Annotated in this window: 17 protein-coding genes; 6 read left to right on the forward strand and 11 right to left on the reverse strand. The window is 68.6% G+C overall.

From position 1 onward, the window contains the following. The first annotated feature begins 485 nt into the window (after nt 1–485). Nucleotides 486–2,240, forward strand: a complete 1,755-nt coding sequence (locus tag ACTWPT_RS40545) for an ABC transporter ATP-binding protein (protein ID WP_443182839.1) — start codon at nt 486–488, stop codon at nt 2,238–2,240. After that, on the forward strand, nt 2,237–3,994 hold the full coding sequence (locus ACTWPT_RS40550; RefSeq protein ID WP_443182840.1) for an ABC transporter ATP-binding protein: 1,758 nt from the start codon (nt 2,237–2,239) through the stop codon (nt 3,992–3,994). Before ACTWPT_RS40545 ends, ACTWPT_RS40550 begins: the two co-directional genes overlap by 4 nt. A gap of 101 nt (nt 3,995–4,095) precedes the next feature. Here ACTWPT_RS40550 and ACTWPT_RS40555 read toward each other — a convergent pair whose 3' ends face one another. Beyond that, the gene (locus ACTWPT_RS40555) at nt 4,096–5,046 is read right to left on the reverse strand and encodes an LLM class F420-dependent oxidoreductase (RefSeq protein WP_443182841.1); all 951 of its coding nucleotides are present in this window, start codon (nt 5,044–5,046) and stop codon (nt 4,096–4,098) included. 2 nt (nt 5,047–5,048) lie between these two features. Next, a complete protein-coding gene (locus ACTWPT_RS40560) occupies nt 5,049–5,834 on the reverse strand; it encodes an ABC transporter ATP-binding protein (RefSeq protein WP_443182842.1) in 786 nt (261 codons plus the stop codon). A gap of 253 nt (nt 5,835–6,087) precedes the next feature. On the opposite strand from ACTWPT_RS40560, the gene ACTWPT_RS40565 reads away from it, so the two are divergent. Next, nucleotides 6,088–7,113: an ABC transporter substrate-binding protein gene (locus tag ACTWPT_RS40565; RefSeq protein ID WP_443182843.1), complete on the forward strand. Its 1,026-nt coding sequence runs from the start codon at nt 6,088–6,090 to the stop codon at nt 7,111–7,113. Nucleotides 7,114–7,133: 20 nt separating this feature from the next. Then, complete coding sequence (locus ACTWPT_RS40570; RefSeq protein WP_443182844.1) at nt 7,134–7,952, forward strand: ABC transporter permease; 819 nt, start codon at nt 7,134–7,136, stop codon at nt 7,950–7,952. Nucleotides 7,953–8,014: 62 nt separating this feature from the next. Here ACTWPT_RS40570 and ACTWPT_RS40575 read toward each other — a convergent pair whose 3' ends face one another. The 6 genes from ACTWPT_RS40575 to ACTWPT_RS40600 all read right to left on the reverse strand — a co-directional run bounded on the left by ACTWPT_RS40575 (nt 8,015) and on the right by ACTWPT_RS40600 (nt 19,353). Next, complete coding sequence (locus ACTWPT_RS40575; protein ID WP_443182845.1) at nt 8,015–13,312, reverse strand: type I polyketide synthase; 5,298 nt, start codon at nt 13,310–13,312, stop codon at nt 8,015–8,017. 353 nt (nt 13,313–13,665) lie between these two features. Then, the gene (locus ACTWPT_RS40580; RefSeq protein WP_443182846.1) at nt 13,666–15,231 is read right to left on the reverse strand and encodes a pectate lyase family protein; all 1,566 of its coding nucleotides are present in this window, start codon (nt 15,229–15,231) and stop codon (nt 13,666–13,668) included. Between the two features lie 1,066 nt (nt 15,232–16,297). Next, complete coding sequence (locus ACTWPT_RS40585) at nt 16,298–16,711, reverse strand: (R)-mandelonitrile lyase (protein ID WP_443182847.1); 414 nt, start codon at nt 16,709–16,711, stop codon at nt 16,298–16,300. Between the two features lie 42 nt (nt 16,712–16,753). Further along, entirely contained in the window at nt 16,754–17,731 is a 978-nt protein-coding gene (locus tag ACTWPT_RS40590; protein ID WP_443182848.1) for an aldo/keto reductase, read from the reverse strand. A gap of 2 nt (nt 17,732–17,733) precedes the next feature. Beyond that, nucleotides 17,734–18,120: a DUF2255 family protein gene (locus tag ACTWPT_RS40595; RefSeq protein ID WP_443182849.1), complete on the reverse strand. Its 387-nt coding sequence runs from the start codon at nt 18,118–18,120 to the stop codon at nt 17,734–17,736. 351 nt (nt 18,121–18,471) lie between these two features. After that, the gene (locus tag ACTWPT_RS40600; RefSeq protein WP_443182857.1) at nt 18,472–19,353 is read right to left on the reverse strand and encodes a helix-turn-helix transcriptional regulator; all 882 of its coding nucleotides are present in this window, start codon (nt 19,351–19,353) and stop codon (nt 18,472–18,474) included. A 379-nt stretch (nt 19,354–19,732) separates the two neighbouring features. On the opposite strand from ACTWPT_RS40600, the gene ACTWPT_RS40605 reads away from it, so the two are divergent. After that, nucleotides 19,733–19,864: a hypothetical protein gene (locus tag ACTWPT_RS40605; protein ID WP_443182850.1), complete on the forward strand. Its 132-nt coding sequence runs from the start codon at nt 19,733–19,735 to the stop codon at nt 19,862–19,864. Between the two features lie 11 nt (nt 19,865–19,875). Here ACTWPT_RS40605 and ACTWPT_RS40610 read toward each other — a convergent pair whose 3' ends face one another. Further along, a complete protein-coding gene (locus ACTWPT_RS40610) occupies nt 19,876–20,730 on the reverse strand; it encodes an alpha/beta fold hydrolase (RefSeq protein ID WP_443182851.1) in 855 nt (284 codons plus the stop codon). A gap of 313 nt (nt 20,731–21,043) precedes the next feature. Between ACTWPT_RS40610 and ACTWPT_RS40615 the strand changes: the two genes are divergently transcribed. Beyond that, on the forward strand, nt 21,044–21,982 hold the full coding sequence (locus ACTWPT_RS40615; RefSeq protein WP_443182852.1) for an aldo/keto reductase: 939 nt from the start codon (nt 21,044–21,046) through the stop codon (nt 21,980–21,982). Between the two features lie 222 nt (nt 21,983–22,204). Here ACTWPT_RS40615 and ACTWPT_RS40620 read toward each other — a convergent pair whose 3' ends face one another. Both ACTWPT_RS40620 and ACTWPT_RS40625 read right to left on the reverse strand, forming a co-directional pair. Continuing rightward, nucleotides 22,205–22,618: a class I SAM-dependent methyltransferase gene (locus ACTWPT_RS40620; RefSeq protein ID WP_443182853.1), complete on the reverse strand. Its 414-nt coding sequence runs from the start codon at nt 22,616–22,618 to the stop codon at nt 22,205–22,207. Further along, nucleotides 22,561–22,866 (reverse strand): hypothetical protein, encoded by a 306-nt coding sequence (locus ACTWPT_RS40625; RefSeq protein WP_443182854.1) that lies wholly within the window; start codon nt 22,864–22,866, stop codon nt 22,561–22,563. Before ACTWPT_RS40625 ends, ACTWPT_RS40620 begins: the two co-directional genes overlap by 58 nt. Between the last annotated feature and the right edge of the window lie 218 nt (nt 22,867–23,084).

The raw sequence follows: 23,084 nt of genomic DNA on the forward strand, positions 1-23,084 counted from the left end.
TGCGCACCCAGCGACGCGCCTGATTTGGCACAGCCGGCCCCGGCCTTCGCAAGCACTGCCCGTGGCCTTGGCGCATCCGGTCTTGTAGGGATCCTTTCCGTCGTACGGGTGCGCGCTCTCCGGTCCTGCGGTCATCGCCGCTACTTGATCTACGAGGTGCGACCACTCAGCTCGTGAGGTGGGGCGTAGGAAACCGTCGTGGCCAGTTCTCACAACGACTCTATCGAGACCTTTCAGGGAAAAGTCAAATCGGTATGGGCATTTCATGACCATCCCTTAGGATCTCCCCATCCACCGCGACATGGGCAATGCCTGTGTGGTGCCAGAACGGGTGTAGGGCCGGCCTCAGGTCATGTAACTCGATATTCGAGCGGTACACCCGGCGAAACTTTCTGCAGCGAGGCGTCGATACGCAGCTTTACGCAGGTGCGCGGCACAATGAGGTCGCGAAAAAGTTCGTTGACATCGTAGATAGGGTGCGGTTCGTGCCCTCATCCCCCAAGCGCCGATTCCTGGGTTTCCTCGTGCTGGCAGGCTGGCCGTGGCTGGCGGCCCTTTCCTTCCTCGAGCTGTTCCTCTTAGTGGAGCCGACCGCGGTGGCCCTGACCACCGGTGAGTTAGTGGGCCGCCTGGCGCAGGGCGTCGCCACGGACGCGGCTCCGCAGGATGCCGCGAGGGCTGGCATTGAGACGGTGCTGCCGTTGCTGGCGCTGCTCGGCGGGCTGCTGGTCACCGGTAACGTGCTCCGCTCGATGAGCTGGCCGCTGGCCGAGCGGGTGGGGAGGCGGATCGACGCCGCGGTCCGTGAGGAGCTGACCTCCCGGGTGCTGGCGCTGCCGACCCTGGATCGGGTGGAGGACGTCGCCGTCCAGGATGAGCTGACGACCATGCGTTCGCCGCTGCTCACCTGGACCGACGAGGGCATCGGGGCCGGGGCGGTGGGCCGGTTCCGGGCCGGGCTGACCATGGCCGGGCTGGTGACGGCGATGCTGGTGCTCTCCCAGGTGGTGTGGTGGTGGGGTCCGGCGACGGCCGCGATGGCGCTGCTGCTGGGCCGTTACCGATCCGGCATGTGGCGGGAGTTCTTCAGGGTGGTGTCGGGCACCATGCCGGCCGCGATGCGCGGACGCGCGTGGGCCGCGATGATGTCGGACAACCGGGACGCCAAGGAGGTCCGGATCTTCGGGCTGACCGACTGGCTGGAGAAACACGCGCAGGAGAACATCGCCGACGCCATGCAACGGGTCATCAACTCAAGGGTGGCCCTGCTCCGGCGCGAGATGTCGGTCTTCCTCGGGTGGGCGGCGACCGCGTCGGTGGTGTACGTGGCGGTGGCCACCTCTGGTGAGGTGTCGGTCGGCCGGATCGCCGCTACCATCGGCGCGGTCTCCGCCATGTTCGTCATCTCCATGTCGAGCCAGGGCGAGGACATGGAGGAGGTCGCGATGCCCGCCGTGGACGCGGTCACCCGGATTCGCGCGCTCGCCCCCGACCTGGAGCCGCCGCCCCGCTCGGACACCGCCGGAGAGATCACCCTTCGCGACGTGGACTTCGGGTACGGGGAGGTCCCCGTGCTGAACGGCGTGACGCTGACCCTCCGGTCCGGCGAGGTGACCGCGGTCGTCGGCGTGAACGGGGCGGGAAAGACGACCCTCGCCAAGCTCCTCACCGGCCAGTACCGGCCGCGTAGCGGCACCGTGGTCACCGAGCCCGCGGCGTACGCGGTCTATCAGGACTTCAACCGGTACGAGCTGAGTGCGTACGAGAACATCAGGATCGCGGCGCCGGATGCGACGCGGGAGCAGGTCGAGGCGGCGGCCTCCGCGGTGGGCGCGACCAAGCTGATCGAAAAGATGGCCAAGGGCTGGGAGACGGTGCTTTCGCCCAAGTACGCCGACGGTGGCGACCTGTCCGGTGGCCAGTGGCAGAAGATAGCGCTTGCCCGGGCGGCGCTGGCGGCCGCCTGCGGAGCCCGTCTTCTCGTGCTGGACGAACCGACCGCCAACCTGGACATCGAGGCCGAGCTGGAGGCCTTCGACCGCATCCGCCAGGTGCGCGGCCAGGCGACCGTCGTCCTGATCTCCCACCGATTCTCCACCGTGCGGAAGGCGGACCGGATCGTCGTACTGTCCGGCGGGCGGATCACCGAGGACGGCACCCACGACGAGCTGCTCGCCGCCGGCGGAGAATACGCGCAAATGTTCCATCTCCAGGCCCAGCAGTTCAAGGAGGGCGCATGAGGTTCGCCGAGATCCGTACCCTGCTGGCCGAGTGTCTGCGCCATGCGCCAGGACGCACATGGCTGCTGCTCATCCTGACCCCGCTGGGCGCGATCACCCCCGGGCTGACCGCCCTCGGCCTGCAATGGATCGTGGACGGTGTGCTCACCGGGTCCCGGTCGCTGCTCATCGGCGGGGCGCTCTGCGCGGCTACGGCCGGTGCCTTCGTCCTTGCCGGCGGTCGCGTCATTCAGGTGCAGGCCGGCCTGCTGGGCAGCGAGGTCGGCACCGTACTGGACCGGCGGATCATACGGTGGTGCGCGACCCTGCCGACGACCGCGCACCTGGAGGACACCGAGTCGCTCCGCCGGATCGAGCAGATCCGCGGGCTCGGCGGGCGGACCGTCACCACCGGACTGGCCGCCCTGAGCGTGGTGCAGAGCGGGCTCTGGCTGGTCATCACCACGATCCTGCTGGCCAGGGTCCATCCCGTGCTGCTCGCGCTGCCGCTGTTCGCGGTGCCGTCGATACTGCTCACCCGGACCACCTCGCGCAGGACAGAGGAGGCGAGAGCGAAGACCGCCGAGCGCAACCGGGCCGAACAGCACCTCTTCACGATGATCACCGAGGCGAACTCGGCCAAGGAGCTCCGGCTCGGCACCTCCGGCGCCCACGCCGCCGCAATCGCGCGCCGCCTGCGCGAGGAGCGGGCCGCGATCCTCTGGCGGACCACGCTCGCTGTCAGTGGCCTCACCCTGATCGGCTCGCTCATCTTCGTGGTGGCCTTCCTCGGGGCGCTGTTCCTCACCGTCCAGCTGGCACTCTCCGGCACGGTCAGTCCGGGCGCGCTGCTGTTGGTGGCCACGCTCGGCGGCCAGATCAGGGGCCAGCTCGACCTGCTCACCCATGCGCTCACCCTCGCCGGCCGCGGCCTCACTATGGCCGGCCACTACCTCTGGTTGCGCGACCTGTACGGGGCAGGCTCCCGCGGCACGCTCTCCCCGCCCGACCAGCTCCGCGATGGCATCACCCTCTCCGGCGTGGATTTCTCGTACGGCGGGCCGCCCGTGCTGCGCGGCATCGACCTGCATCTCCCATCCGGGGCCACGGTGGCGCTGGTCGGCGACCACGGCAGCGGGAAGACGACACTGGTCAAGCTGCTCTGCGGGTTCCACCAGCCGACCAGCGGAACCATCACCGTGGACGGGACACCCCTCACCGAGATGGATCCTGCGGCCTGGCGGGAACGCGTGACCTCGGCCTTTCAGGACTTCAGCCGGTTCCCGTTCCTGGCCCGCGAGGCCGTCGGCGTCGGCAACCTGCCCACCATGCACGAGATCGCGGAGGCCGCCGAGAAGGGTGGCGCCGCCCAGGTCTTCCCCCGCCTACCGGAGGGCGCGGAGACGCGGCTCGGCAAGGCCCTCGGCGACGGCGTCGAGCTCTCCGGCGGCCAATGGCAGAAGATCGCCCTATCGCGGGCGTTCATGCGACCCACGCCACTCCTCGCCGTGCTCGACGAACCTACAGCCGCGCTGGACGCGGCCAGCGAGTACGAGGTCTACCAGCGGTACGCGGAGGCGGCCCAGGACTGGCAGCATGCCACCGGCGGGATCACGCTGCTGGTCTCGCACCGATTCGCCACCATCCGGATGGCCGACCTGATCGTCGTGCTCGACGGCGGGCGAATCATCGAATATGGCACGCACGCCGAGCTCATCGACCTCGCCGGCCGGTATGCCCGCTTGTACGACCTCCAGGCATCCTCCTACCTGTGAGAAATTCCGGCTCAGCTGCACATCGTCGGGTCGCTGCTCTGCAGGTCGTGGCGAGCGCTGAACGGTCCGGCAGGCCGCAAGAGATGGAGGCACAGCGGTCGTCAACGCCCACCGTCGAGTTGCGGCAGCACTTTGGCTGCGATCAGATCCAGGTGATCGAGATCAGCGAAGTCGAGCAGGCGCAGATGCACCCGGGTGGCGCCGATCGCGGCGAACTCGCCGATCCGATCGACGAGCTGGGCGGGTGAGCCGATCACCGGATCCTCCGGGGGCAGCGCGCTCGGCACGTGCAACGGGGCCGCCCGGCGCCGGGCCTCCGCATCGTTGCGCCCGATCGCGACGACGATGCCTACGGAGAGCACCAGCGGAGCACGGCCGTCGCGAGTCCGGCCGATCCGCTCCTGCGCCTCGACGACGCGCTCGAACGCCTCTGCGGTCTCTGACACGTTCCTGAACGGCAGGTTGAACTCGTCCGCGTAGCGGGCGGCGAGCCGCGGGGTGCGCTTCGGTCCGCGGCCTCCGATGATGATCGGTGGCCAGGGCCGCTGCGCCGGCCTGGGCAGGGCAGGGGCGTCGTCCAGCCGGTAGTGCTTGCCGTGGTGGCTGAACCGGCCGCCGGACGGCGTGGCCCACAGCCCCGTGACGATGGCGAGCTGCTCCTCCAGCCGGTCGAAGCGCTCGCTGAGCGAGGGAAACGGGATGCCGTAGGCGGTGTGCTCCCGCTCGTACCAGCCCGTGCCGATGCCCAGCTCCACCCGGCCTCCGCTCATCTGGTCCACCTGCGCGACGGTCACCGCGAGGGGACCGGGCAACCGGAAGGTGGCCGAGGAGACCAGCGTGCCCAGCCGGATCCGGGAGGTCTCCCTGGCCAGGCCGGCCAGAGTCACCCAGGCGTCCGTTGGGCCGGGCAGGCCACCCTCGAGCTCCATGGACCGGTAGTGGTCGGCGCGGAGGTAGCCCTCGAACCCGCCGTCCTCGGCCACCCGCGCCATCCGCAGCTGATCGTCGTAGGTGGCGCCGCGATGCGGTTCGGTGAAGACACAGACGCGCATGCTCACTGTCCTCTCTCCCGGGCCACCGCCGACGTGCCCCACCCCATCAGCAGCTCGTGCAGATCGGCGCTGCATCGTGCGACCTCTTCGAAATGGGCGTTGCGGCCCAGGGACCGCGGGCGCGGGATGCGGATGTCGACCACCTCCCGGATTCGACCCGGACGCGGTGTGAGAACCACCACCCGGTCGGCCAGGAGCACCGCCTCGTCGATGGAGTGGGTGACGAAGACGATGGTCGACGCGTTCTCCATGTGCACGCGCTGCAACTCCACCGACAGTTCCTCACGAGTGATCGCGTCGAGCGCGGAGAACGGCTCGTCCATCAGCATCACCCGGGGGTTGCCGATCAGCGATCGGCAGAGGGAGACCCGCTGCTGCATGCCGCCGGACAGCTCGTGCGGCAGGCGCTTCTCGAAGCCGGCCAGTCCGGTCATCTCCAGCAGTCGCATGGCCCGCTCACGATGCGCCGCCCGGCGCCAGCCGAAGATCTCCACCGGGAGCAGCACATTGTCGATGACCGACCGCCAGGGCAGCAGCGCGGGCCGCTGGAAGAGCATCGCGATGTCGCGCCGTGCCTTGGTGACCTGCTCGCCGGCGACCGTGATCTCACCTGCGGTCGGCGGCAATAAACCGGCGATAAGCCTCAGAAGTGTAGATTTACCGCATCCTGATCGGCCGACGAGAGCGACGAACTCACCCTCGGCTACGGTCAGGTCGATACCGCGCAGCGCCTCCACAACTCCGGAACGTCCACTGAAACTGCGGGAAACGCCGGACAGCCCAATCATGCGCGCAGCTCTCCATCTGACTGCGGTTTTAACCCAGTCGAACCAGAGTATACGGATTGACAAGAAATGGAAGTCTTGTGGGGCTAGATACCATTTGTTGTATTATTCAACGCGATTCCATCTGAGGACTCAGGCACCTCGTACGCTGTCCGCGACAGCCGCCCCCGCGACATCACCTCCCCCACGATCTCCCGGCTCCGACCCCGAACGTCCCCTTGCGGGCCGGTCGGCGCTGGATGAAAGGAAACGGTGCATGAGCAGGCTCACCCGTACTGTCGCCACTCTCGCCTTGACCTGCACGTTCATCGTTGGTTGCAGCAATTCTGACAATCAACCGCAGACATTGGCTCCTAGCATTAAACCACTAGAAAAGGTGACTTATCTGACCTCGTTCGGCAACTTCGGGCGAGACGCGTACGCCTGGGTCGCGAAGGACAAGGGCTTCTTCCGTGAGGTCGGCCTTGACGTGGACATCAAGCCCGGGAGCGGTACGGGCGACAACATTTCGAAGATCGAGGCCGGAGCGGCGATGTTCGCCCCGGTCGACCTCACGGGCCTCCTGCTGGCACGCGGCAACGGCGGAGCCAAGAGCGTCGTCGTGGTGGCCGGGATTCAGCAGCGCACCATGGCCGCGCTCATCAGCCTCGAAGGCAATGGGATCGCCACGCCGAAGGACCTGGAGGGCAAGACACTCGCCGACAGCCCGGGTTCGGTGGTGCGCAACCTCTTCCCCACCTACGCCAAGCTGGCGGGCATCGATTCGACGAAGGTCACCTGGGTCAACGGCGCACCCGCGAACCTCATCGGCCTGCTGGCAAGCGGCACCGTGGCGGGCATCGGTCAGTTCGTGGTGGGCGAGCCGACGGTGGAGTCGGTGGCCAAGGGCAAGCAGGCGGTCGTGCTTCCCTACAGCGATGTGATGAGCGATCTCTACGGCAACGTATTGGTCACCACGACCAAGATTGCCCAGGAGCAGCCGGACCTGGCCAAGCGTTTCATCGCGGCCCTGATGAAGGGGCTCGTCCACAGCATCGACAACCCGGACGAGACTGGCCGAATCCTCCAGAAAAACGTCCCAGCATCGGCGGCCGCCCCCGCCACCGCCGAATGCACCCTGATGAGTGCTTTCGTCCGGCCGGAAGGCTCCGGGGACGTGGTCGGCACGATCGATCCGAAGCGGGTCGCCGGCAGCATCAAACTCCTCCAGGACGCCGACGCCATGCCGGCTGGGCTGACCCCCGACCAGCTCATCAGCGCAGACCTGACACCGAAGCCCTGACCGGACGAGGAGCATGTGACATGACCGAGGCGGGCGACCCCCGACCCCCGCGACGTGTCGTCCCCAACGGGCGCGCGACAGTCCCGGCGGTGGGGTGGCCCGCTCTCGGGCTCGCGGTCGCGATCGGCGGCTGGTGGGTGGTCACCTCGGCGTTCCCCCTCGTCCATCCGGCGGTGCTGCCACCACCCGCCGAGGTCCTGACCGCTTTCCAGGTGAAGTCAGCGGAACTGCTCGGCGGACTGACCACGACAACGCTGGAGACGGTGGCCGGCTTCCTGATCTCCGTGGTCGCCGGAGTGCTGATCGGGCTGCTCCTGGCCGCCTCGCGGGCGGCCGAGCGGATGTTCTCGCCCCTGCTGGTGGCGATCAACGCGGTGCCGAAGATCGCGCTCGGGCCGCTGCTGGTCGTCTCACTCGGCTGGGGGCAGCGGCCGATCCTGACCATGGTGTTCCTGCTCTCTTTCTTCCCGATCGTGCTCTCCACCACGACCGGCCTGACCACGACGCCCGCCGAACTCGCCGAACTGGCCCGATCCCTGGACGCCTCGCGCTGGCAGACCTTCCGCAAAGTACGGCTACCGGCCGCACTGCCGCACATCTTCGTCGGGCTGAAGGTCGCCATGCCGCTGGCCGCAATCGGCGCTGTGATCGGCGAGTTCCAGGCCGGCGAGGGTGGGCTCGGCTACCAGATCGTCCAGTACAGCGGAATCGCCGACAGCGCCACCGCCTGGGCGGCGATCACCTTGTTGGCAACGATGAGCGTCGCGCTCTACTCCGCCCTTGTGCTTGTCGAGCGACTGGCATTGCCCTGGGTACGGGAAACCACGTCGGAGCGCTGACCAAGCCGACCCATCGCCGGAACCCATACGGCCGGCGCCTCAGACGCCGGCCGTATCCACGTTCAACGAATATCGGTGTGCTGGAGGGCCAGGACTGCGAGGTCCCCGATCGCGCGGCGTTGCAGGAAGACCGCGACCGGCAGGTTGATCTCGAGGTCGACCGCGATCCGGTTGCGCAGCTGGACGGCCATGAGGGAGTCGACCCCCAGACGGTGCAGGCGTTGCGACGCGTCGACCTTCTCCCGGGGAAGTTGGACGATGGCGGCGACCTGCGTGCACAGGTATGCGGTGAGGAGCCGTTCGGCCGTCTCGGCATCCTGCTCGGCCAGCAGGCTCCGCGTCAGCTCCGGTTCGACCGGCTGCGGTGCGGAGCCCTCCTCGAGCAGGCCCTGGAAGAGAGAGGACGCTCGCAGGGCGGGGAAGAAGTGCGTCCACGTACCGGGCTCGAACGACATGACCCCTGCCTGGACGGGCGGGTCGGCGAGCAGGCGCCCGAGGGTCGTCAGGGCGTCGGAAGGAGCGAACCCGGCGAAGCCGCGCTCGTCCAGGCGGAGGTCCTTGCTCGCTTTGGCCACCTGTCCCGTGCCTGCCCACTGCCCCCAGTTGAGGCTGACGGCGGGCAGCCCGCACGCCCGCCGGTGCCAGGCCAGCCCGTCCTGGTAGGCGTTGGCGGCGGAGTAGTTGCCCTGCCCGGGTGAGCCGATGAGGGAGGCCGCCGAGGAGTAGAGGAGGAAGAAGTCGAGCGGGAGATGCCGGGTGAGCTCGTGCAGATTCCACGACCCGTCGACCTTCGGGGGCATCGGGGCGGCGAAACGGGCGCGATCGAGCTGGGCCAGCGTCCCGTCGTCGAGGACGACGGCGGAGTTGACGACACCGCGGAGCGGCGGCATGCGCCGGGCGATCTCGTCCAGGAGATCGGTCAGCTGGTCCCGGGAGGTGATGTCCGCCTTGGCGATGTGGATCTCCACGCCGCCGGCCGTCAGCGCCGCGATCCGGTCCGCGGCCTCGGGTGCCGGGCCGCTCCGCCCGACGAGAACGAGATGGCGGGCGCCGTGCTGGACGAGCCATTCCGCGGTGAGCAGCCCCACACCGCCGAAGCCGCCGGCGACCAGGTAGGAGGCGTCGGGGTGGACGGGGATCGGCCGCTCGGACGGCAGCTGCCGGCCTCGCAGCCGGGCGGCGTATCGGCGGCCGGCGCGCACCGCGATCTCGGTCTCGGTCCCGTCTGCCGTGATCTCGGCGCGCAGTGCGCCGAGCGTGGCGGCATCGGGGCCGGCCGGGAGGTCGATCATGGAACACCGCAGCTCGGGGTGCTCGTAGGGGATCACCCGGCCGAGCCCCCACAGGGCCGTCTGCTCGGGGTCGACATCACCGGTTCCGAGCGGAGCCTGGGCAGCCGTGGTGACCAGCCAGAGACGAGGAGCGCTCTGGTCGCTGTCGGCCAGGGCCTTCACCAGAGCCAGCACATCGAAGCAGCCCTCGAGCGTCCGCGCTCCCGCTCTCGGCATGTGTACCACCGCCTTGGGAGGCCAGGTCCCGTTCGCGGACTGGTCTTTGATGAGCCTCTTCCAGTCGTCTTCGGAGGACGGATCCAGCATGCACCGGCCGGGGCCGACTCTGCGGTAGGCGTCACCTGGCTGGACGAGCAGGGCCTCGCCACCGAGTTGGGCGCACACCTCGGCACCCAGCGGCGAGTCGGCCACCACCAGCCAGCGCGCCGCCTCGGGTGCGGGATCGGGGAGCGGCTCGAGGGCCGTCCACTCGATGCCGTACAGCAGTTTCCGCGCTCGCTGCTCGACGACCTCCGGCAGGTCGGACGCCAGGCGCCGGAGCTGGAAGCCGGTGATCGCGGCGATCAGCCGGCCGGTGTCGTCGGTGATGACGACATCGCCTTCGACCAGGTCCTTCTCCTGAGGCGGCGAAGTGCGTACCGCATGGGACCGCAGCTGCTTTCCCGCCTCCGGCCGCCCGTAAAGGCGGCAGCTGCCGGTCCGCACCGGCAGGTACGTGTCCTCGGCGACGCCGGCGGTGTCGAGCAGGGTCATGAGCGGCTGGAGAGCCGAGTCCAGCAGCGCCGGGTGGAGCAGGTAGCGCCCGAGCCCGGTGCTGATGCTGTCGTGTACGGCGAGCTCGGCGACAACGGCCGCGTCCGACCGATGGAGCGCCGCCACGCCTTGGAAGGACCCGAACTGCTCGATGCCACGACGCCGAGAGGCGGCATAGTGCGCGGCCACGTCCACCCGTTCGGGGCAGGAGGCGAGGTCGGGTACAGCGATCGCGTGGGTGGGGCACGGGCGCAGCAGCGCCGTGGCGATCTCGGTCCACCCCGAGGTCTCGCCGCCCGAGGAGGCCGCGTCGGCGGCGAAAACGGTCAGGCGGCGGCTTTCGTCGTCTCCGGTGGCGGCGTCCAGGCGGACCTGGACGCGCTGGGCGGTCTCGGCGGTCAGGAACAGGGCGCGCCCGATCTGCAGGTCTTCCACCTGGAAGGGCTGTTCCCCGTAGGCCGCCAGGCCGGATGCCAGCGCGAGCTCGTGGTAGGCCGCCCCGGGGAGCAGCGGCATCTGGTGCACCCGGTGGTCGGCGAGATACGGCAGCCGGTCGAGGCCGAGGTCGAAGTCCCACACGAGCTGGTCGCCCGGCGCTAGCCGGAGGGCCTCCCCCATGATCGGATGCCCCGAACCGCCCCGTTTCGCCGTAGCCGCACCGGGGGTCTTCCAGTACCGCTCGTGCTGCCAGGGGTAGGAGGGCAGGCTGACGTCGTGTGGGCCGTACGGCTGGATCCGCCCGAAGTCCACGCGACGGCCGGTGACGTACAACCCGGCGACTGCCTCGAGCAGGGCCGCACGGCCGGGCACGTCGCGGGCGAGTACGGTGACGGCAACCCCGTCCTTGTCGACGTGGCGCAGGTTCTGCTGCACCGCGCGGGCGAGCAGGGGGTTGGGGCTGAACTCGACGAAGGTGTCGAAGCCGGCCTCGGCGAGCTGCTGCACGGCATCGGCGAACAGCACCGGCTCACGAAGGTTGTCCACCCAGTACGCCGCGTTCATCTCTGGCCCGCTCAGGAACCGGGCGGCGACCGTCGAGAACATCGGCACCGTCCCGGTCTGCGGGCGCAGCGGCGCCATGAGCTCCAGCAACGGCTCGCGCAGCGGATCCATCTGCGGGCTGTGCGAGGCGATGTCCACCTGCACCCGGCGGCCGAAGACACCCTGGGCTTCGAGGTCGCGGAGGATGACGTCGATCGTCTCCGGGTCTCCCGCGAGGACGGTCGAGGTGGGCGCGTTGCTCACCGCCACGCTCACCCGCCCGCCGTACCCTGCCACGAGCTCCGCCGCACGCTCGGCCGACAGTTCGACGGCGGCCATGGCGCCGCGGCCGCTGGTGGTGCGGATCAGCCGGCTGCGGCCGCAGATGATCCGCGCCGCGTCGTCGAGGTCGAGCGCCCCGGCCACGTGAGCGGCGGCGACCTCGCCCATGGAGTGCCCGATCACCACGTCGGGCTCGAACCCCCACGAGCGCCACAGGCGAGCGAGCGCCACCTGCACCGCGAAGATCGCCGGCTGGACCACGTCGATCTCGTCGAGCCGCGACGTCTGCCGGTCGGCGGTGAGTTCGGCGATCAGGGACCAGTCGGCGTACGGCCACATGGCGCGGTCGCAGTCGGCGATGGCCGCGGCGAAGACAGGCTCGGTGTCGAGCAGATCGCGGCCCATGCCGATCCACTGCGCCCCCTGGCCGGGGAACACCCATGCGGTCCGGTGCCCCGTCTCGTCGGCCTCGCCGGTGTGCATTCCGTCGGCGTGGCCGCCGGCGGCAAAGGCGGCCAGCTTGTCGGCGGCGTCCCTCGGGGTGTCCGCGACGACCGCGAGCCGCAGATCATGATGGCTGCGCCGTACGCCTGCCGCCGCCCCCACCCGTTCCAGGGTCGTACCCGGAGAGGCGAGCAGGTCGCGGTATCGCTCGGCGAGGGCGGTGAGCGCCTTCGGCGACCGCGCGGACAGCGGCAGCAGCACCGCCCGGTCCGCGTTCCCCTCAGCGGCCTGCGCCGGCGGCGCCTCCTCCAGCACGACGTGAACGTTGGTTCCGGCGATGCCGAAGCTGCTCACCCCGGCGCGCCGAGGGCCGTCCTGCTCCGGCCACGCCTGGCCGCGGTCGCACACCCGCACCCCGATCGCGTCCCAGGCGATGGCGGGGTTGGGCGTCTCGAAGTTGAGGCTCGCGGGCAGCCAGCCGTGCTTGAGGCATAGCACGGTCTTGATGAGACCGGTGACGCCCGCCGCCCCCTCGGTGTGGCCGAGATTGGTCTTCACCGATCCCACCAGCAGAGGGCGCCCCGCCGGCCTCCCCTGCCCGAGGACCGCGTCCAGCGCGGCGATCTCGACGGGGTCCCCCACGCTCGTTCCGGTGCCGTGCGCCTCCACGTAGGCGACGCTCGCCGGGTCCACCCCGGCGTTGCGGTACGCCGTCTCCAGCCCCGCACGCTGGCCGGGGATCTGCGGGGCCATGAAGCTCTCGCCGTGTCCGTCGTTGCTGGCGGCCACGCCCCGGATCACCGCATGGATCCGGTCGCCGTCCGCGAGCGCCCGGGTGAGGGTCTTCAGCACCACGACCCCCGCGCCTTCACTGCGTACGTAGCCGTCGGCGCGAGCGTCGAACGCCTTGCACTGCCCGTCGAGAGCCATCATCGAGCCCTGCGAGAATCCGACGGCGTGGTCCGGCGTGAGGATCGCGTTCACCCCGCCGGCGAAGGCGATGTCGCACGACCCGGCGCGCAGCGACTGCACCGCCAGGTCGATGGCGACCAGGGAGGAAGAGCACGCCGCATCCAGGGCCACGCTCAGACCGGTCAGGTTCAGGGCATAGGAAATGCGGCCCGCGTTGCCGCCACGGGTGCTGCCACCCACCGTGTGGACGTCCAGCTCCTCCACGGCACCGGACTGGAGATCCCAGTAGTCACTGGTGATGACCCCCATGAACACCGCACCGGTCATGCCGGGCATCTGCTCCAGCGTGAGACCGGCATCCTCGAAGGCCTCCCAGGCCACCTCCATCGCCATGCGCTGCTGCGGATCCATCCGCGCGGCCTCACGCGGCGAGATGCCGAAGAACCCCGCGTCGAACTCGCCGATGCCCGGGACGAAGCCCCCGTACCGGGACGACAGCTTCCCCGGCGTGCCGGGAACCGGGTCGTAGAACTCATCCACCGGGAACCGGTCCGAGGGGATCTCGGATATCACGTTGGCGCCGCGGCACAGCAGGTCCCACAGCTCCTCCGGCGAATCGGCCCCCGGCAATCGACAGGCCATCCCGACCACGGCAATGGGTTCCTGCCGGGATGGAGTTTCACGGATCAAGGTCATGGCAGCTCGGCCCCCCTGTTTGACGATTTCTGCACTGAACCGGCGGATTTCCGGCCGTGCAATGCGGCTCGGGAAGCCTGACAGCCGCGGCTTGGGTATGACTTGTAGATGCCTTGTTCGACAGCCGGTTGTTGGGTCGGTTGCCACGTCGACGGCCCGGAGCAGGAGCCCGTGCGGTGGTGACGGTGGCAGACACGATCGAGCGGGCGCGCAGGTTCACCTCGGCCGCGCAGCGCGCCGCCTACCGCGTCATCCTGCGTGGCGAGGGCGACGGCCGAGGGGCGGGGGCCGTCAGTCTGACGGCCCCCGCCCCTGTTCCGGCTGATGAGCTGCGGGGCGGCGGGACCGGTCTGCTACCCGGCGTAGGTTTCGTACTCGGCGACCTTCGGCGTGCCGGTCGAGCTGGTGATCCTGAAGGTGATCTTGCTCAGCGAGGTCGGGGCAAAGGTGATGGCGCCTGCCCCGCTGCCGGATTTCAGGACGGCGCCCGTGCCGCCATTGATGACCTGCCAGGACCCGATGGTGCCTGCGGAGCCTGACGCCTCACGGATGATGATCCTGGACACCGTCGTGGCGGAACCCCACTTGATCGAGATGTCACCGGTCGAGCCGGTCGGCGACCAGTAGGTGCTCATGTTGCCGTCCCGCACGTTGCCGTAGCTCGTCCCGTCGGCCTTGCTGGAGCCATCGGAGCCGGCTCCGATGCTGAGGTTGGTCCCGCTGGGTGTAGGGCTGGTCGACGGTGTGGGGCTGGTCGACGGTGTGGGGCTGGTCGACGGTGTAGGGCTGGTTGGTGTCGCTGTCGGTGTCTGTGGCGAGCAGCTGCCGTTCGACACCTGCAGACCCTTGTTGGCGCCTGCCGTCTGGCGGACGATGTCCGGCACGCAGCCGGCCCCGTCGAGGCTGTAGGAGTACGGGACACTGACAGTGGTGTTGGACTGTGGGTTGGGGCCGGCGGGGTAGTTCTCGCTGCCGGGGCTGGACCAGGTCACGTTGTCGAAGATGTTGCCGCCGACCTGCCAGTAGCCGAGCTCGCTGGTGTAGAAGGTGCCCAGGACGTCCTTGGAGTCCTTGAAGTAGTTGTTCTCCACCTTGGCGCGAGCCCCGGCCCGGGAGTTGATGCCGGACTCGTGGAGGTTCACGTAGGAGTTGTTGTAGATGTGAGCTATGCCGCCACGCAGCAGGGGCGTGCGGGAGTCGATGTTCTCGTACAGGTTGTGGTGGAACGTGATGAAGCCGTTCGAGAGGTCGCTCTCACTGGACCCGATGAGCCCGCCGCGGCCGGAGTTGCGCAGAATACTGTAGGAAAGCGTGACGTACTGGGTGTTGTCCTTCATGTCGAAGAGGCCGTCGAACCCCTCCGACTCCCCACCCGAGGCCTCCAGGGTGACGTGATCGACCCAGACGTTGCGGACGCTGCTCTCCATGGAGATGGCGTCACCACCGTTGGACGTGGGCGAGCCCGATTTCTTGACGTTCCGGACGGTCACGTTCTGGATGATGATGTTGCTGGCTTCGCGGATGTGGATGCCCAGCTGGTCGAAGACCGCCCCGTTGCCGACCCCGATGATCGTGACGTTGCTGATCTGCTTGAGTTCGATCACGCCGTCGGCGGTGTTGCAGCTTGCGCCCGACACCTTGCTGGTGTTGCCGTGGTTGATGGTGCCCTCAACCTGGATGGTGATCGGGGCGCTGCTGCTGGCCCGACTGCACAGGGCCGCATGGATCGCAGTCCCCGTGGTGGCCCTCACCGTCTGCCCGCCCGCGCCGCCGGTGGTCCCACCGTTGCCGGTCGCGTAGCCGGTGGCGCTGCCGGACGCTGCTGACGCCTGGATTACCGGCAAGGCCACACCGATCGCGGCTGCAATGGCCGCCGTGGCCAGCGCCGCCTGGAGTCGTAATGCGGCTGCTCGTCTCATCCTCGTCTCACCTTCGTCTTCGAGTGCTGGGTGCGTTCTTCTAGGTGCGTTCTTCTAGGGGCGTTCTTCTGTGCGGTCGATGCTGCGGGCGTGCTGCAGGCCGCCCGCGGCATCGGGCTTGTTAACGGGATCACGTCACCGCTGGGCGCGGGCTCCGGCCGCCGGCGGGATGGCAGAGGTTGAACCGGCGTTTGTGGCCATATGGCGGCGGCGCGACGCTGCCGTCGGCACGCAGCCGGTCGACCATGGTGCTGCCGCTGGAGTTTTGCCCTGGCGATGGCGGCTATGCCATAGAAATGCTGGACGCCCAGGTGAGGCAGGAGTCACCGAAGCCCTGGGTGACGATCAGTCGTCGGCTGCCGCGTGGTTGGCGTAAACGTGCGCGTACTCGAACAACAGGCAGGGTGGCGGGCGCGCGAAAGTTAGGTCTGTCCAAATTGGACCTCTCTTGGACGGGTAGAGGCACACGTTTCCAAGCGGTGCGGCGCGGAAACGGCGAAGTGGTGCGGCGTGCTGCCATCACGGCAAATGGGGACGTCGAGAGCCGTACGCCGAAAAGCTCTTCTCTGCTGACACGACCGGAAAGCGCTTACCATTCACTCGGACCATAGAGGCGGCTGTCAAAACGTGTCAATGGTGAAGGCGAAAGCTGCAACAAACCTGCACACGCGCGCGAAATCAGCATGGTGTTTGCAGATTGCGCCTGCCGATAAACACATCCGTCCAGGTCATGGCCCTAGCGGGCTTCATATGGCGTGTGCGAGCTCTTGCCATCATTAAGGGAAACCCATGCGGGACGGTGAAATTCAGCCCCGAGGACTGAGAGCGTGTTTGAGAGGGGAGGGCTGATCGAAGCCATCATGCTGTTGCGGTCCGAAGGCGGGCTTGATCCACTGCCCGGCCTGTATGAGGCGCAGAACATCCTGCGCCTCGTTCGCGAAAATCCATCGTGGGGATACCTGCCGCCACGAGCTTCTGGACCGCCATGAACCGCAGCAGGACCTGGTCGGGAGCAGCAGCACGGGCGGGGCGAGGCGACGGCGCCGAGCCTGCTGACCCTGCGGTGTCAGCCGATGGCGGAATGGGCGTGGTACTCCTCGCCGGTGACCTGCTCGCCCCATTCGGTTTCGGGTACGTCCGCCTTGCCAGTGCCCTCCCACATGGCCAGGTGGGCCATGAAGTGGTCGGGGGCGGCGCCGTGCCAGTGCCACTCGCCGGGCGGGGTGTAGACGGTGTCGCCGGGGCGCATCACGATGATCTGGCCGCCGCGGGACTGCACCAGGCCGATGCCCTCGGTGACGTGGAGGGTCTGCCCGGTGGCGTGGCGGTGCCAGGCGGTACGGGAGCAGGGCGCGAAGCGCACGATGTTGACCCGTATCCGCGAGGGCTCGGTGCCGGCATGGACGACGTCGAACCAGACGTCACCGGTGAACCATTCGGCCGGGCCCTTGCTGGTAGGCCGTTTCTTCAGGACTTCCATACGTGGACTCCTTTCGGTGCGGTGGTAGAGGGGAGGCGGAGGTCAGCGCTCGATCATTTGCATCTGCTCCTCGTTGTGGTGCTCGCCGGCGGCCGAGGGCAGGTTGTTGAGCTTCGCGATCTGCTCGGCGGTCAGCTCGATACCGTCGGCGCCGGTGTTCTCCTCCACGCGGGCGACTCGCTTGGTGCCGGGGATCGGGGCGATGTGCTCGCCCTTGGTCAGCAGCCAGGCCAACGCGACCTGCGCCGGGGTGACGCCCGCCTCGGCGGCGATGGCCTGCACCTCGTCGGCGAGGGCCAGGTTGCGCTGGAAGTTCTCGCCAGTGAAGCGCGGGTTGGTCTTGCGCCAGTCGGTGTCGTCGAACTGCTCGGGAGAGCGGATCGTGCCGGTGAGGAAGCCGTGACCCAGCGGCGAGTACGGCACGAAGCCGATGCCCAGCTCGCGCAGCGCCGGCAGCACCCGCTCCTCTACATCGCGCGTCCACAGCGAGTACTCCGACTGCACGGCGGTGACCGGGTGAACGGCGTGGGCGCGGCGGATCGTCTCCGGCCCGGCCTCCGACAGGCCGATGTGGCGGACCTTGCCCTGCTGTACCAGCTCGGCCAGGGCGCCGACGGTCTCCTCGATCGGCGTGTTCGGGTCGACCCGGTGCTGGTAGTACAGGTCGATGTGGTCGGTGCCGAGCCGCTTGAGCGAGCCCTCGACGGCGGTGCGGATGTTGGCCGGGCTGCTGTCGAGCCGGCCCGGGCCCCCGCCCGAGTGCGAGACGAAGCCGAACTTCGTCGCCAGCACGACCTCGTCCCTGCGGCCTTTCAGCGCCCTGCCGACCAGCTCCTCGTTGACGTACGGGCCGTAGATCTCGGCGGTGTCGAGGAAAGCGACGCCCAGCTCCAGCGCCCGGTGGATGGTGCGGATCGACTCGGCGTCGTCGGTGCCCGCGCCGGTGTAGCCGAACGACATGCCCATCGTGCCGAGGCCGATGCGGGAGACGTCCAGATCTCTCAGCGTGGTGTGTTTCATGGTCACCTTTCCGGAACGAGTTTGATCGTCGCTGCTCGCGACTCGGGATTGACGACGCCGCCGATGATGTCGGCGCCGTAGCGGCGGTACTTGGTGCGGTAGACCTCGTCGATCTGATCGTGGACGGCCGAGTCGACGGGATCGGCGTCGGCGAAGGTGACGTCCGCCTCCATGCCGCCGGCCGAGATGCGGCCTCGGTGGCGGGTCTGGGTGCCGCGGTACCAGGCGCCGGAGCGGCCGTTCATGGAACGGACGTACAGGTCGTCGCCGACGCGGACGACCCACATCGTCACGGGCCGGCGCAGCGTGCCGTCGTCGCGGCGAGAGGCGAGGTCCAGTTCTTCGGCGTCGCCGATCGCGGTGAGTTCGTCGCTGGTCCAGGTGTCCATCGTGGACGTCTCCTTCGGTTCAGGGCTGGATGATGACCTTCAGCGCGGTGCGACCGGCAGGCCTGGTCCAGGTCCGTTACCGGCAAAGCGGCAATGCCGTCGCAACGGTTTGGCAGCAGAAATCGCAGGTGGCGTCGGGCGCCACACGAACGGCGCTACCACCACGTCAGCCGGCCTCAGGCCAGGACACGTCGGCACCGGCCTGCGTGACCACCCGACCCGAGACTCCTGGTCGAGCCGAGGTTTTCCCTGGTCACCTCCATCAAACGCGCGTTCTCGGCTACGCGGCAGGGCCTGTTGTTACAGGTAATGGCAGAACCCCCCAGCGGGGTTTACGGACTGTTGTGCGGGTCAGGCCTGGTCTGGGGCGGCCGCCTGCTGCGCCTCGGCGAGGTCCTGCGTGGCTGCCCAGCTGGCCAGCATCTTGAGTGCGTCGGCGGCGGGGCTGTCGGCGGCGGCGGTGTAGACGTTCAGGGTCAGGCCGGGCTCGGAGGGCAGTTCCATCGATTCGAAGTTCAGGTCGAGCTGGCCGACAACCGGGTGGCGCAGCCGTTTCTGGCCGCTGCGGTGGAACTGCACGTCCTGGGAGGCCCAGCGCTGCCGGAAGACCTCGCTCTGCGTCGAGAGCTCACCGACCAGCTCGATCAGCGCCCGGTCGTGCGGGTTACGGCCCGCTTCGAGTCGGAGCATGGCGGCGGCGTCGTTGGCGACCCGGTCCCAGTCGACGAAGAACTCGCGCGCGGCCGGGTCGAGGTAGAGGAACCGGGCGGTGTTCGCCGGGCGGCGGGGGTCGGCGAGGACAGGGGAGTAGAGAGCGCGGGCGAGGCGGTTCATGGCGAGGATGTCATGGCGGCCGTTGCGCACCCAGGCCGGTGCGTCGGTGATGGCGTCGAGCACCTGCTGGATCGCGGGCCGCACACTGGTCGGCGGCGTGCGGCGGCGTGGCCCCGAGCCGGCGGTCCGGGCCAGGGCAAACAGGTGGTCACGCTCGGCCTCGTCCAGCCGCAGGGCGCGGGCCAGGGCGTCCAGCACGCTGTCGGAGGCACCGGAGAGGTTCCCCCGCTCCATGCGGACGTAGTAGTCGATGGAGACGCCGGCGAGCATCGCGACCTCCTCCCGTCGCAGTCCCTTGACGCGACGGTTGCCGCCGTAGGCGGGTAGTCCTGCCTGCTCCGGCGTGATGCGCGCCCGCCGCGAGCTGAGAAACTCGCGGACCTCGGCGCGGTGGTCGATCTGGCCCATAACCCCAGGGTAAGCAAGGTGGCGGGAGTGAAGGAGGTAACGCCGGTACCCCGAACGACGGTCACTCCTTGGTCCGCGGAGATCGTCGTTGCCTTCATGCTCGGTCATTTCCACCGGGCTGCCGAGCATCCGCTCCGCGTCGCGACGGGCGCTCGCCTCGAAGCACTGGGCGCCGACATCCGGAATGGCGGGGTTCAACAGGTCTCCTTTGCGGGTGATGTCGTCGGCCGACCCGGGCCCTGTGGGAGCGCGCCGGAGTTCAGGCGCCCACGCTGTATCACCATTTCGGCAGCAAGCAGGGCCTGATCGACGCGGTGATCAACCACGGGTTCACCCAGTACGTCCAGCCGCCGCACCCCCGGGCGACCCCGTGGACGACATTCGTCAGGGCCGGGATCGGCACGTATGTTTCGGGCTGGACCACCCTGCCTTTTACGCGCTGCTCTACGGGCAGGTGGAGCCCGGCAAGCAGCCGACCACGCGCGGGCCGGTGCGGCGCTGACGCCAGATCGCTTAATCCCCCTGTACGGAGCAGATCGCCGATCCGATCACGGACGTGACCGCGTCCGGGTGCGAGACCAGGGTCAGGTGCGACCCGCCCGCGAACTTGGTGACCTTCGAGCGGGCCCGCTGTGCCATGGACAGCTGTGACGCCGGCGTGATGATCCGGTCGCCGGTGCTGACGAAGTACCAGGACGGGATCTTCTTCCACGCCGCGCCCCGTGACGGGGTCTGGAACGCGCTGGTCGAGGCGGCCCGCTGCGAGGCCCACAGGCGTACGGCGGTGTCCCGCGGCAGGTCCGAGGCGAACGAGCCGACGAAGACGTCCTGCTTGAGGTACAGGTCGCTCGCCCCCTGGGGCGCGTTCGAGTAGGACGCCTTGTCGTACAGGGAGTCCGGGTCACCGTTGAGCGCGGAGCCGGATCCGCTGAGCTGGGCGGTGGTCTCTCCCGTGTCTGGTACTGCCGCGTCGACGTACACCAGAGCCTTGACGTTCGGGGCGTTCGCGGCGGCGTTCGTGATGACCGAGCCGCCGTAGGAGTGCCCCACCAGGACGACCGGGCCGGAGACGGTCTTCAGGAAGTCCGCGACGGTGGCGGCGTCGTCGTCGAGGTTACGCAGCGGGTTCCCGATGGCGCGCGCGGTGTAACCGGCCCGGCGCAAGGCGTCCACCACTCCGTTCCAGCTCGAGGTGTCGGCCCATGCTCCGTGGACCAGGACGATCGTCGGTTTGGTCGTGCCCGATGGCGGACAGGGCAGCGGTCCGCTCGCCTGGGCCGTGGTCGGCTGCGTCGCGACCGCCACGGTCAGCGTGGTCAGGAATGCGATCGTCTTTCCGGTACGTGTATGTGTGCGTGTACGGCTCATCTTCTCTCCCCCCATGACCTGATCGTGCTGCTGAGGTGGTCGCCGGTGGCGGCGCCGCGCGCGCAATCGTCCAGGACGGCGGCGATGTCGTGGAGGAGGAGCCTGCCCGTGGAGTCGCCGAGGCAGGCGACAGCGAGGCTATGCCGGCATCGCACCGGCGATGTACCCCATCCCCATCGAGCCATGCGCCGCATCCCTGCCGGGCTGAATGAGCCGAACAGAAGGGGAATCACTTCATCTTGTTCCGCGTTGGTCAGCGCTTCCTCGCCAAGGGGATCGTCACCACGGGGCTGAAGTAGCAAAGATGGAGCACATGACCTTCTCTGACGACGACCACGTGCGTCCGCTCGGCGGTACCGGACTTCCTGTGAGCGCGATCAGCCTGGGCGCCGGGACGCTCGGCAACCCGGCCCAGCCCGATGGCTCCCCTGCGCCGGAGTCGGTGGACCTGGCGCGGATCCTGCTCTCGGCTCCGTACGCGGTCATCGACACCTCGAACAATTACGCCCAAGGCCGCAGCGAGGCCGCCCTCGGACAGGCCATCGCGGCGTACGGGCTGCCGGCGGGGCACAACATCGTCTCCAAGACCGACGCCGATCGCGAGACCGGACGCTTCGACCGGGATCGCGTCTGGCGGTCCTTCGAGGAGACCACGGCTCGGCTAGGCCTGGAAACGTTGCCCCTGCTGCACCTGCACGACCCCTACACGATCACCGTCGAGGAGGCCTTCGCCCCCGGCGGCGCGGTGCAGGGCATGATCGAGCTTCGCGAGCAACGGCTGGTCGGCGCCATCGGCATCGCCGCCGGCGAAATCCAGCTGATGACCCGGTACGTGACAAGTGGCGCGTTCGACGTCCTGCTCACCCACAACCGCTACACCCTGATCGACCGGCGCGCCGAAGAGTTGATGGCCGAGGCGGCAGCACGCGGCATGGGCATCTTCAACGCCGCCCCGTTCGGAGGCGGACTCCTTGCCGGCCGCGGCACCCGCTACGCCTACCGCGAGGCGTCGCCAGAGCTCTTGGCCTGGGTCGATCGCGCTCGCAAGCTGTGCCATGCGTGGTCGATCGACCTGGCCGCCGTGGCGTTGCACTTCTCGCTGCGCTGCCCGCTGATCCACTCCACCGTGGTCGGCGTGAGCCGGCCAGAACGGATCGCGCAACTCGAGGAGCTGCGCCTGACCGCAATTCCCGACGACTTCTGGCCTGCATTGGATGCACTGGGAACGCCGCCCTCCACCATCGACGACTGACAGCACGCCGAACCCTTGCCACCCGGCCTGTCGAAGTCCACGTTCTCGGTGATCTGCCAAGCCATCGGTCGATGAGTTCGAGCACCATGACAGCGCTGATCACCGTGTCTGGTGGCTACCGGGGGTCAACAGGATGACCCCCGGCGGGCCGGCGGGCTGCAGCGTGGGCGCCAGACCGCGGCGAGCACGTTTGGCTGGGCCGGTTTCCCCCAGGATCTTCCGCTAGGACTCGTGGGGCTTGTGGGCTAGGAAGAAGGCTTGTCGGCCTGAGCGGGGCTTCTCGCTCTCATCAGGCTCGCGGATCAGCTGAGCGTCCAGGACAAGTCCGGCTTTGCTCAGTAGCTCGGCGATGTGCTCAGGGGGCATCCAGTAGACATCGAGCGACAGCTTGTGGCCGTAGCCTTGGTCCAGGTGGCGACGCTGATCACCGACCTTGAACGCAATCAGCAGATGACCGCCCGGGGCCAGCACCCGATGAATCTCGGCGAATACCGTCGGCAACACCTCTGGCGGGGTGTGGACGGTTGAGTACCAGGCGACGGCACCACCAACAGCCTCGTCCGCCAGCTTCAAGGCGGTCATCGATCCCTCTTCGAACCGCAGATCCGGATGGTTTCGGCGTGCGACCGCGACCATCTCCGGCGACAGTCGATGCCGAAAGCGTTCACCCCGAGCGACTGCAGATGGGCAGTGACGCGGCCGGGTCCGCAGCCGAGGTCGGCGACCTCCCCGGCATCGGGCGCCTGCACGTATTCGGCGAACGCCGCCAGCATGGCACGATCAAGCGGCTTGGTATCGAGTTCGTCCCGGAGGAGCTCGGCGTAGTCGGCAGCGACGGTGTCGTAGGCCACTTGGGTGGCATGCAGGTAGGTGGACTCAGTCATGGGTATCCATTCAGGCCCGTCGTTGATCGTGCCGGGTTTGGGGTAGACGCGCCGGTTTCCGGATGAGTCGGGGTGTTGCGGGGCTGTGTTCGTAGTTTGAGAGGGTGTCCTCCACTGGTGACCCCGATGGCCTCAGCCGTGAGGAGTTGCTGGCCGCGTTAGCCGAGCGGGACGCGGTGATCGCGGCGCTGCTGGCCGAGATCGAGCAGCTGAAGCGG

Origin of the sequence: Nonomuraea sp. 3N208 (assembly GCF_052245935.1) — a bacterium.
Classification (GTDB): Bacteria; Actinomycetota; Actinomycetes; order Streptosporangiales; family Streptosporangiaceae; genus Nonomuraea.

Coding starts and splice junctions, on each gene's coding strand:
- ACTWPT_RS40625 (WP_443182854.1), bottom strand. CDS start 22,866: ATGACTGAGTCCACCTACCTGCATGCCACCCAAGTGGCCTACGACACC.
- ACTWPT_RS40550 (WP_443182840.1), top strand. CDS start 2,237: ATGAGGTTCGCCGAGATCCGTACCCTGCTGGCCGAGTGTCTGCGCCAT.
- ACTWPT_RS40615 (WP_443182852.1), top strand. CDS start 21,044: ATGACCTTCTCTGACGACGACCACGTGCGTCCGCTCGGCGGTACCGGA.
- ACTWPT_RS40560 (WP_443182842.1), bottom strand. CDS start 5,834: ATGATTGGGCTGTCCGGCGTTTCCCGCAGTTTCAGTGGACGTTCCGGA.
- ACTWPT_RS40590 (WP_443182848.1), bottom strand. CDS start 17,731: ATGAAACACACCACGCTGAGAGATCTGGACGTCTCCCGCATCGGCCTC.
- ACTWPT_RS40620 (WP_443182853.1), bottom strand. CDS start 22,618: ATGGTCGCGGTCGCACGCCGAAACCATCCGGATCTGCGGTTCGAAGAG.
- ACTWPT_RS40610 (WP_443182851.1), bottom strand. CDS start 20,730: ATGAGCCGTACACGCACACATACACGTACCGGAAAGACGATCGCATTC.
- ACTWPT_RS40595 (WP_443182849.1), bottom strand. CDS start 18,120: ATGGACACCTGGACCAGCGACGAACTCACCGCGATCGGCGACGCCGAA.
- ACTWPT_RS40570 (WP_443182844.1), top strand. CDS start 7,134: ATGACCGAGGCGGGCGACCCCCGACCCCCGCGACGTGTCGTCCCCAAC.
- ACTWPT_RS40575 (WP_443182845.1), bottom strand. CDS start 13,312: ATGACCTTGATCCGTGAAACTCCATCCCGGCAGGAACCCATTGCCGTG.
- ACTWPT_RS40580 (WP_443182846.1), bottom strand. CDS start 15,231: ATGAGACGAGCAGCCGCATTACGACTCCAGGCGGCGCTGGCCACGGCG.
- ACTWPT_RS40585 (WP_443182847.1), bottom strand. CDS start 16,711: ATGGAAGTCCTGAAGAAACGGCCTACCAGCAAGGGCCCGGCCGAATGG.
- ACTWPT_RS40555 (WP_443182841.1), bottom strand. CDS start 5,046: ATGCGCGTCTGTGTCTTCACCGAACCGCATCGCGGCGCCACCTACGAC.
- ACTWPT_RS40565 (WP_443182843.1), top strand. CDS start 6,088: ATGAGCAGGCTCACCCGTACTGTCGCCACTCTCGCCTTGACCTGCACG.